Raw genomic sequence first — 16,420 nt, forward strand, 5'->3', positions numbered from 1 at the left:
CGACGAAATGCTGATCTGCCATTGCAACATCATCACCGAGAAGGAGATCGAGCAGACGATCATCGGCCTGCTGGATCAGGATCCCTGGCAGCTCATCGTGCCGGCAAAGGTCTATCACGCCATGCACAAACGGGGTCGCTGTTGCGGCTGCTTCCCAAATGTGGTGGAAACGATCATTCGGGTCACCGAGAACTACCACGCCCGCTCGCAGGCAAGCGGCATGGACATCGTTTCACATCTGGATCGCGTCAGAGGCCTGCGCGTCCAATACGGGAGCAGAACCCATGAAAGGCGAACCACAGATCATCGAGCGGCTTAACGAGGCTCTTTTTCTGGAGCTCGGCGCCGTAAACCAGTATTGGGTGCATTTCCGCCTGCTCGAGGATTGGGGATACGCCAAGCTGGCCAAGAAGGAGCGGGCGGAATCGATCGAGGAGATGCACCACGCCGACAAGCTCGTCGCCCGCATCATCTTCCTTGAAGGCCATCCCAATCTGCAGTCCGTGGCGCCGCTGCGCATCGGCCAGAACGTCAAGGAAGTGCTCGAATCCGACTTGGCCGGTGAATATGACGCGCGCACTGCCTATAAGCGCTCGCGCGAAATCTGCGAGGAAGCGGGCGACTACGTGACGATGAAACTGTTCGAGGAACTGCTCACCGACGAGGAAAGCCATATCGACTTCCTCGAGACGCAGCTCGACCTGCTGGCCTCGATCGGTGAGGAAAAGTACGGCCAGCTCAACGCCGCACCGGCGGATGAGGCGGACTAAGGATATGCGGGAATGCGGCGCCTCTTAGACGTCCTGCGCCGCTTGCGGCGGGTCAAGGGCCCGCCGCGCCTCTGGACAATGCCAGCCATATCGGCTGGTCGGCACGGCATTATTCTGATGCTGGCGCTGACCACTCCTGCCATCGCCGGCGACCTTCTACCCGCCGGTCTCGCCACAACGCGCACCGACCTCGATGCCAAGGATCGGGCGCGCGTCACCGTCGTTACCAGGCCTACCACGGATTTTTCCAAGCCCGAGCCTTTCGAACTGATGCAAGGTGGCGCCGGCACCTCGCGGAAAGACATCAGCCGTGATTCCTTCTCGCAATCTTCGGCCAACATCAGCTTCGAGGAAGAAGGCACCTTCAAGCTCGGCAATGCGCTTTTCCGCAAGAACTGGGTGTCGTCGCCGTCCTCGACGCAGGCCTCGGATGGGCTCGGACCCTTGTTCAACGAGCGCGCCTGCCAGAACTGCCATCTGAAGGATGGCCGTGGACGGCCGCCGCAAGCCGATATTGGGACCACCTCGATGTTCCTGCGGTTGGCGCGCGACGCCAGCAGCGCGGAAGAGAAGGCGGCGCTCGCCGACCATGGGCTGCTCAACCTTCCAGACCCGGTCTATGGCACGCAGTTGCAGGAACTGGCTGTGCTTGGTCTCGGGGGTGAGGGCAGGATGCGTGTCGACTATCAGGAACGGAAGGTGAAACTGCCGGACGGCACCGCGGTTTTCCTGCGCAAGCCCGCTTATACGATCGATGATCTCGGCTACGGGCCGCTCGATCCGCGCACCACGCTGTCGCCGCGCCTGACGCCGCCGATGATCGGCCTCGGCCTGATCGAACAGATCGCGCCGGCCGACATTCTGGCCCATGCCGACCCTGACGACAGGGATGGCGATGGTATTTCCGGCAAGCCCAACATCGTGCGTGATGGCCTAAGCGGCGAACCGACGCTTGGCCGTTTCGGCTGGAAGGCGCAGACGGCGTCGATCCGCCAGCAAGCGGCGGATGCCTTTGCCGGCGATATCGGCATCTCAACGCCGGACGAGCCGAAACACTGGGGTGATTGCACCGCCGCGCAGGAAAAGTGTCTCGCCATGCCCAACGGCGTGCAGGCGCGCCTCGGCCCGGTCGAGGCGCCGTCGCCGGTGATGGATCTCGTCACCTTCTATTCGCGGAACCTGGCGGTGCCGGCGCGACGCGACCTCGCCTCGCCTGAGGTGCTCGCCGGCAAGAAGGTCTTTTATGAAATCGGCTGCATTGCCTGTCACACGCCGAAATTCGTTACCCGTCGCGATGCACCTGACAAGGCGCAGGCGTTCCAGTTGATCTGGCCTTATTCCGATTTCCTGCTGCACGACATGGGGCCGGATCTTGCCGACGGCCAGGCTGTGGGCGACGCGACTGGCAATGAGTGGCGCACGCCGCCGCTATGGGGCATCGGCCTCACCGAAACGGTCAACGGCAATTCCTTCTATCTGCACGATGGCCGTGCGCGCACTTTGGTCGAGGCCATCCTGTGGCATGGCGGCGAGGGCCGGAAGGCGCGCGACCGCTTTGCCGCCACCAGCGCCACCGAGCGCGATGCATTGGTCAAATTCCTGGGGTCACTTTGATGGCGAAGCGTTTCGCGCTGGTTCTCGTTCTTCCGCTGGCTCTGCTGGGCGCCTTGCCCGCATCGGCCGCGGTGAAAGCCTCTGATGTCGTCCAGCGCGCGATCGACGGCTTTGTCCGCCCGGCATATGAGGACCTGCACCAGCATGCGGAAGCCCTCGCCAAAGCCATGCACAGGCTTTGCGAGGCGTCCTCGCAAACGGATCTCGAAGCGGCGCGAGCTGCGTTTTCGGCTACCGTCCATGCCTGGTCGTCGGCCGAGATCATCGGTTTCGGGCCGATCAAGGAGAACAACAGGCTGGAGCGCATGCTGTTCTGGCCGGATCGCAAGAGCATCGGCCTGAAACAGGTGCAGGCGGTGTTGTCGGACAAGGATCCCGCCGCCACCGATCCTGTCCAGCTTGCCGGCAAGAGCGTTGCCATGCAGGGGCTCGGCGCGCTGGAATTCGTGCTTTACGGCGACGGCGCCGACGCCTTGACGGGCAAAGCTGAACCCTATCGGTGCGCTTATGGCGCAGCCGTTGCCGGCAACATCGAAGCTATCGCGACGGACGTCAGCGCGGCCTGGAACAAACCCGACGGTTTCGCGGCACTGTGGGCCAATCCGGGGCCGCAAAACGCGCTCTATCGCGATGGCAACGAGGCGGTCACCGAACTGGTCGGCGTCTTCATCAATGAACTGGAAATGGTCCGCGATGTGCGCCTGAAGAGTTTTCTGGGCGCCAGGCCCGAGGCCGACAAACCAAAACAGGCGATCTACTGGCGTTCGCAAAACACCGCCAACGCGCTGGCCGGAAATCTGGCCGGCATCGATGCGCTGTTCCAGGTGTCGAAGCTCGGCAGCGCGCTGCCGCCGGATGCGCGCTGGATGGCAGAGTCGATCCACATCCAGCTGCTCAACGGCGTTGCGACCGCCAAGGCCGTCCAGGGTCCGATCGACAAGGCGCTCGCCGATCCGGCGCTGCGCGAAAAACTCGAGCATTTCGCCCTGATCACCTCCAGCCTGTCGACTCTGATTGGCACCAGGCTGACCGCCGAATTCGGTCTGACCGCCGGCTTCTCGTCGCTGGATGGAGACTGAGCGTGAAGGAATTGCTCATCGACCGCCGCGATTTCTTGAGGGCCGCCGGCATTGGCTTTGCCGCCGCCGTGACGCCCTCGGCCTGGGCAAATACGCTCGCGGCGGATGCCGTGTTCGCCACCGCCTTCCTCAAGCGCGACGGCGGTTTTGGCGCCGCCGTCCTGTCCGAGGCCGGCAAGGTGCTGCATACGATCGACCTGCCCGATCGCGGTCATGACGTCACCTTCGATCCGATCTCGAAGCGTTCGGTGGTTTTCGCCCGCCAGCCCGGCACCTTCGCCGTCGTTTTCGATCACGCCGGGCGCGACGCCCCGCGGACCATCGCCAGCATCGCAGGCCGGCACTTCTTCGGTCATGGAGTCTTCTCGCCCGATGGCGCTCTGCTCTACGCCACCGAGAACGACTTCGACAACGCCGTTGGCGTGGTCGGCGTCTATGACGCGCGGGCGAAATTCAATCGCATCGGCGAATTCCCGACCTACGGCATGGGCCCGCACGAACTTCTTCTGCTGGGCGACGGCAAGACGATCGCGGTCGCCAATGGCGGCATCGAGACCCATCCAGACTATGGACGCGCCGAGCTCAACATTGCGACCATGAAACCTTCCTATGTGCTGGTCGACCGCGTCACCGGCGACCTGATCGAAAAGCATGAACTGCCGGCCGCTCTCCACCAATTGTCGATCCGCCACATGGATACCGACCAGACCGGCACCGTCTGGTTCGGCTGCCAATACAGGGGCTCCGGCACCGATCGTCCGCTTCTGGTCGGTCGCGCCGCGCGGGGCAAGGGGTTGGCATTGCTCGACATGCCGCGGGATGTGCTGTCCGGTTTCCGCAACTATATCGGCTCGGTCGCCGCCAATCCTGGTGCCGGCACCGTCGCCGTCTCCTCGCCGGAAGGCAATTCGCTTGTCGTGATCGATGCGGGCAGCGGCCGGATCGTCTCCTCCAGCGCGCTGGTCGAGGTCTGCGGCGTGGCGCGCGACGGGGCAGGTTTCATAGCCACCACGGGCGCCGGCGAGATCATCGAGGGCGGTGGTGCCACGCGGACGGAACCGGACTATGTCTGGGACAACCACATACTGCGCATAGGGCCGGAGGCATAAGCTCTTCTGCCTGCCCAAACCGAAGCCGCTTAACAAATTATGCACTATACACTTGCGGTTGCGCGCCATGGCGGGCACAGGGAATTGTTTTTCGAACCGGTCGTTTCATGAAAGTTCTCGCCATCGACTGTGCCGCCAGCCTCTGCGCTGCCTGTGTCTACGACGCGGCGGCTGGGCTGGAGCTTGGCCGCTCGGTGCTCGATCTGGGCAAGGGTCATGCCGAGCACCTGATGGCCGTGATCGCTGACGCGCTGAAGACCGGCGCGACCGACTACGTCGGGCTTGGCGCCATTGCCGTCTCTGTCGGTCCGGGTTCCTTCACCGGCCTGCGCGTCGGCGTGTCGACCGCGCGTGGCCTGGCGCTGGCGCTCAAGCTGCCGGCAATCGGGGTGACGACCCTTGAGGCACTGGCGGCCGAGGCGGCCAGTGCCTTTCCTGGCCGCGCCGTGCTGGCGGCGCTTGATGCCGGCCGCGAGGAAATCCATGCCGCATTGTACGATGAAATGTCAGTGTTGACTTACGGTCCGGCCACGGCCACGCTTGCGGGTGCGGTGACGATGGCGTCGGAACGTTCCGCGGTGCTCGCCGGCACGGCGGCGACACTGATCGCTGACGCGGCCGGCCGCACCTTCGACATCGGGCCTCGGGCGGCCACCGCCGACATTCTCACTTACGCCCGGCTGGCTGCCGCAAAGGGGGAGGGCGAAAGGCCGAAGCCGCTTTATCTGCGCGGTGCCGATGCCAAGCCGCAGGCCGGGTTTATACTATCGAGGCAGAGACCATGATCCCGAAAAGTGGAGGCCGGTTTTCGCGGACAAACGGTCCCGTTTGTCCAGAGATCATGGTCAGACGAGAAAACGAGAATTGATGCGCATACCTTTTCTTCAACCACGTCGCCGGGACTATGCGCTCGAGCCGCTCAGGATCGCCGACAGCGCCGCGGTCTCGCTGCTGCACCGCGAGGATTTTGTCCGCCCCTGGACTGATGGTGAGTTCGCCGCCTTGCTCGAACAGGACACCGTGTTCGGTTATGCCGCGCGCGAAACCGGGCAGGGCGCCAAGCCGCCTGTCGGCTTCGTCCTCGCCCGGCTGGCCGCGGGCGAGGGTGAAATCCTGACCGTCGCGGTGGCGCGATCGCATCGCCGCCAGGGGCTGGGCTGGCAGTTGATGGACGCAGTGCTGCGCGAATTGCATTCGCAGCGCGCCGAAGCCTTATTCCTCGAGGTCGATGAGACCAATGCCGCGGCGATCGCCCTCTATCGTCGCCTGGGGTTTCGGGAAGTCGGCAAGCGTCCGGATTACTACAAGTCGCCCGATCGCGGGCCGACTGGGGCGCTTGTCATGCGCCGCGATCTTCGCTAGCCAGGGACCGCATGACCCCGAAAATCGAATCCGATTTTCGGAGAGGATCATGCGCCAGAATTAAGGTGTTACAGCGTCCTTTGCGCGTCCAAGAGGACGCGCGGCGCTGTAACGGTAGGGCGATGATCAAGAAAATCAGGATTTTCCTGGCGCTGGGCCTCGTCGTCGCTGGGTCGCTGGTTTTCGTGCCGCTGCAGGTTGTGTCGATGAAGACCGGTTGGTGGCCGGAAACCTTCATCCTCAAGCTCTGGCACCGGCTCATCATCCGGGCGCTCGGCATGCGTATCCATGTCAGAGGGGCGCTGTCCGACAAACGCCCCTTGCTGGTTGTCTCAAATCACATCTCCTGGACCGACATCATGGTGCTGGGCTCCTTTGCGGATGTGAAATTCATCGCCCGAGCCGACATGGAAGGCTGGCCGCTGATCGGCATGCTGTCGAAACTGCAGCGCACTGTTTTTATCGAGCGCGAACGCAAGCGTTCGTCTGGCGATCAGGCCAGCGAGATCGCCAGACGCATGGCCAAGGGCGATGCCATGGTGCTGTTCGCCGAGGGTTCGACCGGTGACGGCAATGTCGTCCTGCCCTTCAAAAGCACCCTGTTCGGCGCCGCCTCGATGGCCATTTCCGAAGGCGCGGCCGAGCAGGTCTTCATCCAGCCCGTTGGGATCGCCTATACGCGCCTGCACGGCGTGCCGCTCGGCCGCCGCCACCGCCCGATCGCAGCCTGGATCGGCGATGAGGACCTGATGCCGCATCTCAAGGTGCTGATGGCCGAGGGCGCGCTCGACGTCGAGGTGCATTTCGGCGAACCGATCGCCTTTGCCAAGGGTTCCAACCGCAAGGAAACGGCCAAGCTGATGGAAGGCCGGGTGCGCGAGATGATGCAGGCCGCCCTCGCCGATCCGCTCCCGAGCCGTTAGCCGCCGGCATGCGCCAGCTGGCACATGCCGAGAATCGTCTGTTTTTTGTCACGGAAAGGCGTTAGAAGCCGCCGATGAACTTGAACACGACTGAAAGCGACGACATCGGCACTGTGGCCGGACACCCGGCGGCGCGCGCCACGGCAGCCAAGAAGGTCTTCGTCAAGACCTATGGCTGCCAGATGAACGTTTATGATTTACAGCGTATGACCGATGCACTGGTCGCTGACGGCTATGCGGCGACCGATGTCATCGGCGAGGCCGATCTGGTGCTGCTTAACACCTGCCATATCAGGGAAAAAGCCGCCGAAAAAGTCTATTCCGAACTTGGCCGCATCCGCGACATGAAGGCGGACCGCGCAACTGCCGGCCGCGAGATGCTGATCGGCGTCGCCGGCTGCGTGGCGCAGGCCGAGGGCGCCGAGATCATCCGGCGTTCGCCGGCCGTCGACCTGGTCATCGGTCCGCAGACCTATCACCGTCTCCCCGACGTGCTGGCCCGGGTTCGCGGCGGCGAAAAGATCGTCGAAACCGAATACGCCATCGAGGACAAGTTCGAACATCTGCCGCAGCCCAAGCGTGCCGAGGTGATCAAGCGTGGCGTCACCGCCTTCCTCACCGTCCAGGAAGGCTGCGACAAGTTCTGCACCTTCTGCGTCGTGCCCTATACGAGAGGCTCGGAAGTGTCGCGGCCGGTGGCGCAGATCGTCGCCGAGGCCGAGCGGCTGGCCGAGGCCGGGGTGCGCGAGGTGACGCTGCTCGGCCAGAACGTCAACGCCTGGCATGGCCAGGGCGAGACCAAACGGGGCAAGACCGCGGAATGGGGTCTCGGGCGGCTGCTGTTCCGGCTGGCCGAAATCCCCGGCCTGGCGCGGCTGCGCTACACCACCAGCCATCCACGCGACATGGACGACGAATTGATCGCCGCTCACCGCGACTTGGCCGCCCTGATGCCCTATCTGCACCTGCCGGTGCAATCCGGGTCGGATCGCATTCTGAAGGCGATGAACCGCAGGCATACGGCCAAGGATTATCTGGCGCTGCTCGACCGCATCCGCGCCGCCCGCCCCGATATCGCGCTGTCGGGCGATTTCATCGTTGGTTTCCCCGGTGAGACGGAGGCCGATTTCGAAGCGACCATGGATCTGGTGCGCCAGGTGAATTATGCCTCGGCCTTCTCCTTCAAATATTCGCCGCGTCCCGGTACGCCCGGCGCCGAGATGTCCGACCACGTGCCGGAAGCGGTCAAGGACGAGCGTTTGCAGCGCCTGCAGGCGCTGCTGTTGAAACAACAGCAGGATTTCGGCTTGAGTTTGATCGGCAGCACCATAGATACGCTGATCGAGAAGCCTGGTCGTCAGGCCGGCCAGAAGGTCGGCCGCTCGCCTTGGCTGCAGCCAGTTATTGTTGATGAAAACGCCGGTGAAATCGGTGACATTATCAAGGTGCGAATCACGAAGACGGGCTACAACAGCCTGTTCGCCGAATTGGCCTGATGGTCTCGGCAGATGAGGAGAGACGGTTGAGCGCAGCGGAGCTGAAGAATCTGCCCCCGGTACCGGCATCCGGGGCTTCTGACATGGCGCACATCGTTTTGACTTTCGACAACAACAAGCTTGCCAGCGCCCTTTACGGCCAGTTCGACGAAAACCTGGCCCGGCTGGAGCAAAAGCTCGGCGTCGACATCCGCTCGCGCGGCAACCAGCTGACCATCAAGGGGTCCGCTTCGGCCGCCGAACAGGCGCGCCGCGCCTTGGACAATCTCTACGGCATTCTGCAGAAGGGCGTCGATATCAGCCAGTCCGATGTCGACGGGGCCGTGCGCATGGCTATCGCCGCCGACGACCAGCTCACGCTGCCGACACTGGAGCGCAAGGGCAAGGTCTCCGCCGCCCAGATCGCCACCCGCAAGAAGACCATCTATGCCCGCTCCCTGAACCAGGACGCCTATATGCGGGCGCTGGAGCGGTCGGAACTGGTGTTCGGCATCGGTCCAGCCGGCACCGGCAAGACCTATCTGGCGGTGGCGCATGCGGCGATGCTGCTCGAACGCGGCATGGTCGAGCGCATCATTTTATCGCGACCGGCTGTCGAGGCCGGCGAACGGCTGGGCTTCCTGCCGGGCGACATGAAGGAGAAGGTCGATCCGTATCTGCGGCCGCTCTATGACGCGCTCTACGACATGATGCCGGCCGACAAGGTCGAGCGTGCGATTGCAGCCGAAGTAATCGAAATCGCACCGCTCGCCTTCATGCGTGGCCGCACGCTGGCGCACGCCGCCGTCATTCTCGACGAGGCGCAGAACACCACGCCGATGCAGATGAAGATGTTTCTCACCCGTCTTGGCGAGAACTCGCGCATGATCGTCACTGGCGATCCGACACAGATCGACCTTCCTCCGAGCACCAAGTCAGGCTTGGTCGAAGCCTTGCGTGTCCTCGACGGTGTGGCAGGCGCGGTAACCGTGCGCTTCAACGATGTCGACGTCGTTCGCCATCCGCTGGTGGCGGAAATCGTCAGGGCCTATGACCGGGACGCCAAGCTGGCTCGTGGCCTCGGTGCCGAGAATTGATCTTGACGATGCGGCCTCATGGCTGAGGACAACACATCCGGCGGCGGGAGCCTTCCGGTTCCCGTCGAGATCGATATATCGGTTGAAGCGGGCGATTGGCCCGATGAAGCAAGCCTGAAGCGGCTGGTCGATCGCGCGGTTGAAGCCGCCTTTGCCGAGACCGGTGCGACGGGTCATTCCGAACTCAGCATTGTTTTTTCCGACGACGCCCATATCCGTACCTTGAATGCCGGCTGGCGCGGCAAGGACAAGCCCACCAACGTTCTGTCTTTCCCGGCATTTCCGCCGGCAAAAGGCCGCCCGCTGCCGCCGATGCTCGGCGACATCGTGCTTGCCGCCGAGACGGTGGCGCGCGAGGCGGCACTGGAAGAAAAGCTGCTGGAGAACCATATCTGCCATCTCGTCATCCATGGCCTGCTTCATCTCATGGGCCATGATCACGAGACCGACGCGGAGGCCGAGGAGATGGAAGCCATCGAGCGCGCCGCGCTGGCAAGGCTTGCCATTCCCGATCCCTACGCGTAACTAAAAAAGACCAATTGACCGGACGACGATGAACGACAAACCAGAGACTGCCGCCCGCCCCGATGTCGGCAGTGCGATCAAGGCTTCCGATACGTCGGAAGAGGGATCAAGTCCGAGTACCGTTACCCCTAGTGTTGCCAACACCGGCAGCACGGCCATCGAGCCGTCGCCTGCCGGCCCCTCCCTGTTCAACCGCGTGCTGGGCCTGTTCCGGCAACGCAACGGCACCAGCCTGCGCGAAGAAATCGCCGGCGCGCTCGCCGAGACGACGAGCGATGTCGAATCCTTCTCGCCTGGCGAGCGCGCCATGCTCAACAACATCCTGCGCCTGCGCGAGGTGCGCGTCGAGGACGTCATGGTGCCGCGCGCCGATATCGAGGCGGTCGAGATCGCCACGTCGCTCGGTGACTTGCTTGGCATGTTCGAACAATCCGGTCATTCCCGCATGCCGGTCTATTCCGAGACGCTCGACGACCCGCGCGGCATGGTCCATATCCGCGACGTGCTGGCCCATATCACAAAGCTGGCGCGTGTCAGGAAGGGCCGTGCAACCCGCAAAACGCCTGTCGCCACGGTTCTCGATCTTGCCCAGGTCGACCTCGCGCGCACCATTGGAGAGCTCAACCTGATCCGGCAGGTCCTGTTCGTGCCGCCGTCGATGCTTGCGTCCGACTTGATGGGCCGCATGCAGACGACGCGCACGCAGATGGCCCTGGTCATCGATGAATATGGCGGCACGGACGGCCTCGTCTCGCTCGAGGACATCGTCGAGATGGTGGTTGGCGACATCGAGGACGAGCATGACGACGACGAGCCGATGATCACCCAGACCGGCGACGGCGTGTTTATCGTCGATGGCAAGGCCGAAATCGACGAGGTCGCCAAGATGATCGGCGAGGAATTCGCCGCGGGTGAACATGGCGAGTATGTCGACACCATTGGCGGCATGATCTTCAACACGCTCGGCCGCGTGCCGGCGCGCGGCGAGGTGGTGCAGGCCATTCCCGGCTTCGAATTCCATGTGCTGGACGCCGATCCGCGCCGCGTCAAGCGCGTGCGCATCGTGCAGAGCCAAAAGGGCGAACGCCGCCGGCGGGTCACGGCGCGCACCGAACAGGCCTGAAAGCCTGCTGTCGCATGACGATCGAGGATCCGTTCAAGCACTCGGTCCTCGGCTCCGGCGTGTTTTACAAGGATCCACGCTCTGCCCTGGATTGGCTTGAAGCAGCCTTTGGCTTCGAGCGCAGCATGGTGGTCAGCAATGCTGAGGGAAAGCTGGTCCACGCCGAAATGCGGTTCGGCGATTGCTACCTCATTGTCGATTCTGAATGGGCCGATCATGTCGCGAGCCCCGCGTCGGTCCAGGGCAAGAACACGCAATCGGTCTATGTCAGGTTGAAAGACGGCCTGGATGCGCATTGCGAGCATGCCCGCGCGGCGGGTGCTGCAATAATCCAGGAGCCGGCGGACCAGTTCTACGGCGAACGCCAGTATCGGGCGCGCGATCCCGAGGGCCATGTCTGGACGTTCACGCAACCGATGGGTTCTGTTTCTCGTGAAGAGGCCGAGCGGTTGGGTGGCCTGCGCATCGAAGGCTGGCACCGGTAGAGAGCGGCCGGGTAATCACGCCGGCGTTTGGAGCGCGCGGCGCGGCCTGATAAATCTTAGCTCCTGATTCGCGCGACGGAAATACGCATGGAGCGCCTTGCCGGCCGGATAATTCTGCTTTGGGGTTGGCGGCGTTCGCTTGTGGCGTTTTTCGCTGGGGCGCTGGCGGTTCTGGGGCAGGCGCCTTACGATTTCTTTGCCGCCTGTTTCATTTCGTTTCCGCTGCTGGTCTGGCTGCTCGATGGCGCGACCGGCGAAGCCTCCGGCAGCCTGTTGCGGCGCCTGCGGCCGGCTTTCGCCGTCGGCTGGTGGTTCGGCTTCGGTTATTTCCTCGCCGGCCTCTGGTGGATCGGCTCGGCGCTGCTGGTCGAGGCCGACGATTTTGCCTGGGCACTGCCGTTCGCGGTGGTCGGAATTCCCTTCGCGCTCGCATTTTTCTATGGCTTCGCAACGGTGGTCGCGCGGCTCCTGTGGAGCAGCGATATCGGCCGTATCGCTGCCCTAGCCTTCGGTTTTGCGCTGGCGGAGTGGCTGCGCGGTTTCCTGTTCACCGGTTTCCCCTGGAACGCCATCGGCTACGCGGCCATGCCGGTACCGCTTTTGATGCAGAGCGTCTCGGTGACCGGCATGATCGGCATGAATGCGCTCGCGGTTTTCCTTTTCGCACTGCCGGCGCTGCTGGCGGCGCGCCGGCATCTTCGGCTGGGCGCCACGCTGTTTGTCGTGCTCGCCGCCGCCCATGTCGGCTTTGGCTATGTCAGGCTCACCGCCCCCGAAAAGCCGGCGACGCGCAGTCTCGATGTCCGTATCGTCCAGCCGGCCGTGGACCTGTCGGAAAAATGGGACGCCTCGGTGCGCGACCGCATCTTCGCCACCTTGCTCGGCCTCTCCGCAAAGGCACCGGACCCAGGTCACGAAAAACCGCAATTGATTCTCTGGCCGGAAACCTCCGTACCGTTCCTTTTCACGGAGCGCCCCGACGCCTTGACGGCGCTGGGCGACATGCTGGGCGACGGCCAGATGCTGATCGCCGGCGTCGTGCGTGAGGAGGGCGGCTCGGCGGCCAGCGCCGACAGCCGCTACTACAACTCCGTGGTGGCGATCAACGACAAGGGCGAGATCGCCGACGCCGTGGACAAGGTTCATCTGGTCCCGTTCGGCGAGTATCTGCCTTTCGCCGACCTGCTCGCTCGTTTCGGCATCGAACAGCTCGTCGCCGGGCCGCTGACGTTCACGGCCGGCAACGAGCGTCATGCCATCACGCTGCCGGGCGGCATTCGTGCCCTGCCATTTATCTGTTATGAGGTGATCTTTCCCGATCTGGTGGCAGTTGACGCTACGTCATCGCAGCTTATTGTGAACGTTACCAACGATGCATGGTTCGGCGACACGCCGGGACCGTATCAGCATTTCAGGCAGGCCCAGATTCGCGCGGTGGAGAATGGATTGCCATTGTTGCGTGCTGCCAACAACGGCATCTCGGCCGTGGTCGACTCCCGTGGCCGCGTCGTCGACGCCCTTGCGATCGACGCGCGCGGAGCCATCGATGTGAAGGTGCCTGTTTCCGCACAGACGGTCATTTCGTCCAGCCAGCGGCGCATTAACGGAATGCTGGTCATGTTGCTGTTTGCGCTTGTCGGGGGGCTGTTGAACGTAAGGCAAAAGCTACGGGTGAATTGACAGTTGGCACATTAGAAACTCATACTGTACCGCCTGAAAATTTCTCGAAGCTGGTGGATCGTTCTGTTGGGGCAGTCGCCTCCGGCTTTCTTTGGGCGGGAAAAAATCACGAAGCCGAAAAAATTCGGCGAGGGAAAAAATGACAGAAGAAAACAAGAAGAAACCCAATCCCATCGACATTCACGTGGGAAGCCGGGTCCGGCTTCGCCGCAATATGCTCGGAATGAGCCAGGAAAAGCTGGGCGAGAATCTCGGCATCACGTTCCAACAGATCCAGAAATATGAAAAGGGCACCAATCGCGTCGGTGCCAGCCGCCTGCAAGCGATTGCCTCCATACTCGGCGTCCCCGTCGCCTTCTTTTTCGAGGATGCGCCAGGCCAGGAATTGACAGCCAACCGCGGCTTTGCCGAGGATAGTTCGATGGCTTTCGCTGTCGAGTTCTGCGGCAGTCCCGAAGGACTTCAGCTCAACCGGGCCTTTGTCAAGATCGCCGACGTCAAGGTGCGCCGCAGGATCATTGACCTGGTAAAATCGCTCGCCCAGGACGATCTCGACTGACCCGCAATGCGGTTTGCACCGGCGGCGTGCGCCGCCGGTGGCACAAGATATCGCCTCCGACATTCAGGCCAGAGCCGCGGCAACGCTTGACGAGCAGCGCTTTGCCCCGCTAACACGTGGCGCGCCAAAATCGGCAGCCTGCCGATCGTTTTTCAAGAGGGGACACCCGTGACGCGGCAGAACTACTTCTTTACCTCGGAATCCGTAGCCGAGGGCCATCCCGACAAAGTCTGTGACCGGATCTCCGACGAAATCGTCGATCTGGTCTATCGTGAAGCCAAGAAGACCGGCATGGACCCGTGGAAGGTCCGTGTCGCCTGCGAGACGCTCGCGACCACCAACCGGGTCGTCATCGCCGGTGAAGTGCGCGTTCCCGAGACGCTGTTGAAGAAGGACAAGGCCGGCAACATCCTCAAGGATGCCGCGGGCCACCCTGTCGTCAACCCGGCGAAGTTCAAATCCGTCGCCCGTAAGGCGATCCGGGAGATCGGCTACGAGCAGGCCGGCTTTCACTGGAAGACGGCCAAGATCGAGGTCCTGCTGCATGGCCAGTCGCCTGATATCGGCCAGGGCGTCGACAACGCCGCCGACCGTCAGGGCGAGGAAGGTGCCGGCGACCAGGGCATCATGTTCGGCTATGCCTGCCGCGAGACGCCGGACCTGATGCCGGCGCCGATCTATTACAGCCACAAGATTCTCGAACTGCTGGCAGCCGCCCGCCACGAAAACAACGGCGAGGCCGGCAAGCTCGGGCCGGACGCGAAAAGCCAGGTCACCGTCCGCTATGTCGACGGTAAGGCCGCCGAGGCGACGCAGATCGTGCTGTCGACCCAGCATCTGGATTCAAGCTGGGATTCCAAGAAGGTCCGCAAGGTCGTGGAACCTTATATCCGCGAGGCATTGGGTGACCTCAAGATCGCTGACGATTGCATGTGGTACATCAACCCGACCGGCAAGTTCGTCATCGGCGGTCCGGACGGCGATGCCGGCCTGACCGGCCGCAAGATCATCGTCGACACCTATGGCGGCGCGGCTCCCCATGGCGGCGGCGCCTTCTCCGGCAAGGACACCACCAAGGTCGACCGGTCGGCTGCCTATGCCGCGCGCTACCTGGCCAAGAACGTCGTGGCGGCGAAGCTTGCCGATCGCTGCACCATCCAGCTTTCCTACGCCATCGGTGTCGCCCAGCCATTATCGGTCTATGTCGACCTGCATGGCACCGGCAAGGTCGATGAGGCAAAGCTCGAGGACGCGCTGCGTAGCGTGATGGACCTGTCGCCGTCAGGCATCCGCCGTCATCTCGACCTCAACAAGCCGATCTACGCCAAGACGTCGTCTTACGGCCATTTCGGCCGCAAGGCGGGCCGGGACGGGTCTTTCTCCTGGGAAAAGACCGATCTGGCCAAGGCGCTCAAGGATGCTGTCGCGGCCTGAGGGCGGCGGCAGGACTTGCGCCAGTCGATGAGTGACGCGGACAGGCCAAGCCGCATGACCGAAGCCTTCTTCGGTCGTCGGCGCGGCAAGCCCGTGCGCCCGCAGCAGGCTGCGGCGCTGGAAAGCGGGCTTGGCAAATACCGGCTCGATCTGGTCGCCGAGGCACCGCCAGACCTGCGCGTCCTGTTTGAAGCAAAGGTTTCGGCGGTTCGGCTCGAGATCGGCTTTGGCGGCGGTGAACATCTCCTGCATCGCGCCATCGAGGCGCCCGCGACCGGCTTCATAGGTGTCGAGCCCTTCGTCAACGGCATGGCCAAGATGATGATGGCGGTGCGGGCAGCGCCGCTGGCCAATCTCAGGGTCTACGACGACGACGCCACCCAGTTGCTTGACTGGTTGCCGCCGGCCTCGCTCGACGGCATCGATCTTCTCTATCCCGATCCCTGGCCAAAGAAAAAACACTGGAAGCGGCGTTTCGTGAGCCCGGTCAATCTCGACCGTTTCGCACGCGTCCTGAAACCCGGCTCGAAATTCCGCTTTGCGTCCGACATCGACACTTATGTGAACTGGACCTTGCTGCATTGCCGGGCGCATGGCGCTTTCGCATGGCAGGCTGCGGACGCGGCGGACTGGCATCGCTCCTATGAGGGCTGGCCCGGCACGCGTTATGAGGCAAAGGCCATTCGCGAGGGGCGCCGGCCGGCCTATCTGACTTTCGTCAGGACGTAGGTCCGCCCAACCGACACCCCCCGGGAGGACGGGATCGAATGCCTGTTGGAGTCAGAAACGACCAATCCTGTTGAATACAGCCGGATCCATACCGAGATTGCGCAGGTCGTCGGCTCTGGGCTTGCGCCCGGCTTCCACGGCGCGAGATGCAGCAACGGCGCTGCCGAATGTGGTGAACAGATCGCCCAAGGCGGAGAATATCCCGCGGTTGCTCATGGTCTTGTCCTTCGCGCGCACGCGCGCCGGTTCAATCGTTTGATGGCTAACAAATAAGGGCGCGCCGCCGGCTCTCACAGGGGGATTGCCGCATGGCGGCCATGCGCCTGGAACAACCCTGACGCCGCCGGGCTTTCCCGGGCCGCCACTGCGGACTTGAAACACGAACCGTGTTCGTTTATATCAGCCTCAAATTCTTGGTCGGTATGACGAAGAGTGGGTCCACCCGGTCCCGCTCTT

General features: G+C 63.1%; 18 protein-coding genes. 17 read left to right on the forward strand and 1 reads right to left on the reverse strand.

Going from position 1 to position 16,420, the window contains the following annotated elements:
- Window positions 1-7: 7 nt before the first annotated feature.
- The 17 genes from AC3CB8_RS07735 (at window position 8) to trmB (ending at window position 15,964) form a co-directional block, all read left to right on the forward strand.
- Window positions 8-319, forward strand: coding sequence for a (2Fe-2S)-binding protein (locus tag AC3CB8_RS07735; protein WP_023763271.1), 312 nt, complete (start codon window positions 8-10; stop codon window positions 317-319).
- Window positions 285-770: a bacterioferritin gene (gene bfr / locus AC3CB8_RS07740; RefSeq protein WP_023772666.1), complete on the forward strand. Its 486-nt coding sequence runs from the start codon at window positions 285-287 to the stop codon at window positions 768-770. The genes AC3CB8_RS07735 and bfr overlap by 35 nt, the downstream gene beginning before the upstream one ends.
- 12 nt (window positions 771-782) lie before the next feature.
- Window positions 783-2,384, forward strand: coding sequence for a di-heme oxidoreductase family protein (locus AC3CB8_RS07745; protein ID WP_023783421.1), 1,602 nt, complete (start codon window positions 783-785; stop codon window positions 2,382-2,384).
- The gene (locus tag AC3CB8_RS07750) at window positions 2,384-3,463 is read left to right on the forward strand and encodes an imelysin family protein (protein WP_352563237.1); all 1,080 of its coding nucleotides are present in this window, start codon (window positions 2,384-2,386) and stop codon (window positions 3,461-3,463) included. The genes AC3CB8_RS07745 and AC3CB8_RS07750 overlap by 1 nt, the downstream gene beginning before the upstream one ends.
- A 2-nt stretch (window positions 3,464-3,465) precedes the next feature.
- The gene (locus AC3CB8_RS07755) at window positions 3,466-4,572 is read left to right on the forward strand and encodes a DUF1513 domain-containing protein (RefSeq protein WP_352563236.1); all 1,107 of its coding nucleotides are present in this window, start codon (window positions 3,466-3,468) and stop codon (window positions 4,570-4,572) included.
- A gap of 107 nt (window positions 4,573-4,679) precedes the next feature.
- Entirely contained in the window at window positions 4,680-5,357 is a 678-nt protein-coding gene (gene tsaB, locus AC3CB8_RS07760; RefSeq protein ID WP_023772670.1) for a tRNA (adenosine(37)-N6)-threonylcarbamoyltransferase complex dimerization subunit type 1 TsaB, read from the forward strand.
- An 82-nt stretch (window positions 5,358-5,439) separates the two neighbouring features.
- Window positions 5,440-5,934: a ribosomal protein S18-alanine N-acetyltransferase gene (gene rimI / locus AC3CB8_RS07765; RefSeq protein ID WP_023772671.1), complete on the forward strand. Its 495-nt coding sequence runs from the start codon at window positions 5,440-5,442 to the stop codon at window positions 5,932-5,934.
- Window positions 5,935-6,056: 122 nt separating this feature from the next.
- Entirely contained in the window at window positions 6,057-6,857 is an 801-nt protein-coding gene (olsA, locus tag AC3CB8_RS07770) for a lyso-ornithine lipid O-acyltransferase (RefSeq protein ID WP_352563235.1), read from the forward strand.
- Window positions 6,858-6,931: 74 nt separating this feature from the next.
- Window positions 6,932-8,353, forward strand: coding sequence for a tRNA (N6-isopentenyl adenosine(37)-C2)-methylthiotransferase MiaB (gene miaB / locus AC3CB8_RS07775; RefSeq protein ID WP_488377275.1), 1,422 nt, complete (start codon window positions 6,932-6,934; stop codon window positions 8,351-8,353).
- Window positions 8,354-8,436: 83 nt separating this feature from the next.
- On the forward strand, window positions 8,437-9,429 hold the full coding sequence (locus AC3CB8_RS07780; protein ID WP_031241013.1) for a PhoH family protein: 993 nt from the start codon (window positions 8,437-8,439) through the stop codon (window positions 9,427-9,429).
- 18 nt (window positions 9,430-9,447) lie between these two features.
- Window positions 9,448-9,954 carry an rRNA maturation RNase YbeY gene (ybeY, locus tag AC3CB8_RS07785; RefSeq protein WP_023783423.1) on the forward strand — a complete coding sequence of 169 codons (507 nt, stop codon included), beginning with the start codon at window positions 9,448-9,450 and terminating at the stop codon, window positions 9,952-9,954.
- 28 nt (window positions 9,955-9,982) lie between these two features.
- On the forward strand, window positions 9,983-11,077 hold the full coding sequence (locus AC3CB8_RS07790; protein WP_352547708.1) for a hemolysin family protein: 1,095 nt from the start codon (window positions 9,983-9,985) through the stop codon (window positions 11,075-11,077).
- A 14-nt stretch (window positions 11,078-11,091) separates the two neighbouring features.
- On the forward strand, window positions 11,092-11,562 hold the full coding sequence (locus AC3CB8_RS07795; RefSeq protein WP_352563234.1) for a VOC family protein: 471 nt from the start codon (window positions 11,092-11,094) through the stop codon (window positions 11,560-11,562).
- A gap of 87 nt (window positions 11,563-11,649) precedes the next feature.
- Window positions 11,650-13,242, forward strand: coding sequence for an apolipoprotein N-acyltransferase (gene lnt, locus AC3CB8_RS07800; RefSeq protein ID WP_352563233.1), 1,593 nt, complete (start codon window positions 11,650-11,652; stop codon window positions 13,240-13,242).
- 139 nt (window positions 13,243-13,381) lie between these two features.
- On the forward strand, window positions 13,382-13,801 hold the full coding sequence (locus AC3CB8_RS07805) for a helix-turn-helix domain-containing protein (protein WP_023772679.1): 420 nt from the start codon (window positions 13,382-13,384) through the stop codon (window positions 13,799-13,801).
- Window positions 13,802-13,969: 168 nt separating this feature from the next.
- Entirely contained in the window at window positions 13,970-15,235 is a 1,266-nt protein-coding gene (gene metK, locus AC3CB8_RS07810) for a methionine adenosyltransferase (RefSeq protein ID WP_352563232.1), read from the forward strand.
- Window positions 15,236-15,262: 27 nt separating this feature from the next.
- Window positions 15,263-15,964, forward strand: a complete 702-nt coding sequence (gene trmB / locus AC3CB8_RS07815) for a tRNA (guanine(46)-N(7))-methyltransferase TrmB (RefSeq protein ID WP_023783428.1) — start codon at window positions 15,263-15,265, stop codon at window positions 15,962-15,964.
- Between the two features lie 51 nt (window positions 15,965-16,015).
- Here the strand turns inward: trmB and AC3CB8_RS07820 are convergent, their stop codons facing one another.
- Window positions 16,016-16,180: a hypothetical protein gene (locus tag AC3CB8_RS07820; RefSeq protein ID WP_023772682.1), complete on the reverse strand. Its 165-nt coding sequence runs from the start codon at window positions 16,178-16,180 to the stop codon at window positions 16,016-16,018.
- Window positions 16,181-16,420: the final 240 nt, after the last annotated feature.

It is taken from the genome of Mesorhizobium sp. P160927 (assembly GCF_057766385.1).